Below are 1,568 nucleotides of genomic sequence, written 5' to 3'. Positions count from 1 at the left end.
ACCCCCGATTATAAATTCTACGTCAAAATGGAGTAGTGCTATCAATACTATGAATGAAAGTATCACTAGCCAAATCTTTATCTTCAATGATATGGCCCCCTGGAATTTCTAACGCCTAAAGCATTTGCGAGCGCCTTTTGCACGTCAAATGCCTTTACTTGTTACATTTTGATAGTTGAAGATCAAACGATCTAGCGCCTCTGGTTTTAGATCTCTCGAAGAGGCAGGGCCTTTGCCATATCTAGTTGAATATATCTTCAGGGCAGAGTAAAGGTACTGAAGATCATCAAATGATGGCCAGTTATGGCCTAGTTTTCTTGCGCTATATTCTGCACGTTGACATTCTGATATATGCTCATCGGCTTCATCAACGAAGCTTTTTTGTTCTTTTGTAATAATGGCAATCCAATCACCTCCCTTTAACCCTTGATTAATAATTTCTCCAATATCGTTTTTTGCAAAAACAATTACCTCATGGTGTAAATCTATACATGACTTCCCAAGCTTTTCTTCTACTCGATCTATTTCTTCGCGATATATAGAGTCAGAGTCATACTCTAAAAAAAGAGGAATAGCGTATTTTATGACCACAAAAACGCCTAAAGAAAAGAATATCCCAGACAAAAATGCCACAAACGCATATCTAAGATATTTCATAATTCATCCTTAAAAATGTAACGCCTAAAACAGCGGTTTATCCGCTGATTTTACTTGTTATAACCCCAATCTACCCGCTGATTATGTAAACACGGAGAAAATACTACGTTACCATTTCCGTCCGCTACGGCCTTATTGACGTATGTGACGCTTGCGTAGCTATTTTTCAGGAAAGGTAAAGTTCCCACAACAATATAAACCCCACTGCTCGGATACTCGTCAAAGTCAGTAAACTTATGCATTACTGTCATGGACTCCCCAACAAATAACTCAGCTGAATTTAATTCAAAACCCTCAAATTCTAGTGGTGCAACAATTAGCATTTCGACTCGTTTATCATCTGTGGGAATCTTGTCATAGCTGTTAACAACACTAATGGGAATTTTATCGTCCCCACACCCAAAGACTGAAGAACAGAAAAAAAAGGTCAATAATAGGCAATATTTAATCATGCTTCCTTCCGGTTATAACGCCCAAAGCAACGGCCGAGCGAAGCGAGGTCCAGCCCCTCCGGGCGATGTTGCCTTTGCTTGTTATGTGAGACCACTTCGGGGGTACCTAGCATACTTGAAATAGAACAAGGGAGCAGCGACTACATTAAACATAATTAGAGCCCCCACCCAACCGGACTTGTCGTTCATTTTTCGTAGATGAAGATCGCGGAAAAGTAGGATCTCGGAAAATAGGCTAGAAGCCAGAACTGTATATACGACAATATCCATGGAGTCGTGAGAGATGCTTACAATTTCTGGCGTTCCATTTAATATTGGCCAAAACCACAATTGATAAATGACAAGGAAAACTACGCAAAACGCAAAATAAGCATTCATGTAAACTTTTTCCCAATTAGTCATAGCACATAACGCCCACATAAAAGGCGGAGCGTCAGCGACGTCCAGCGCAACGAAGTG

3 protein-coding genes are annotated in these 1,568 nt (G+C 40.2%); all 3 read right to left on the bottom strand.

Going from position 1 to position 1,568, the window contains the following annotated elements; genetic code table 11:
- Nucleotides 1–144: 144 nt before the first annotated feature.
- Entirely contained in the window at nucleotides 145–657 is a 513-nt protein-coding gene (locus SD69_RS07575) for a hypothetical protein (RefSeq protein WP_041522735.1), read from the bottom strand.
- A 50-nt stretch (nucleotides 658–707) separates the two neighbouring features.
- The gene (locus SD69_RS07570) at nucleotides 708–1,109 is read right to left on the bottom strand and encodes a hypothetical protein (protein ID WP_041522734.1); all 402 of its coding nucleotides are present in this window, start codon (nucleotides 1,107–1,109) and stop codon (nucleotides 708–710) included.
- Nucleotides 1,110–1,190: 81 nt separating this feature from the next.
- On the bottom strand, nucleotides 1,191–1,568 hold a 378-nt coding region (locus tag SD69_RS19050; RefSeq protein ID WP_041522733.1), incomplete at its 5' end, for a hypothetical protein.

Source organism: Gilvimarinus agarilyticus (assembly GCF_000832015.1).
GTDB classification, from domain to species: domain Bacteria; phylum Pseudomonadota; class Gammaproteobacteria; order Pseudomonadales; family Cellvibrionaceae; genus Gilvimarinus; species Gilvimarinus agarilyticus.
This window is presented reverse-complemented; position numbering and strand designations above follow the sequence as displayed.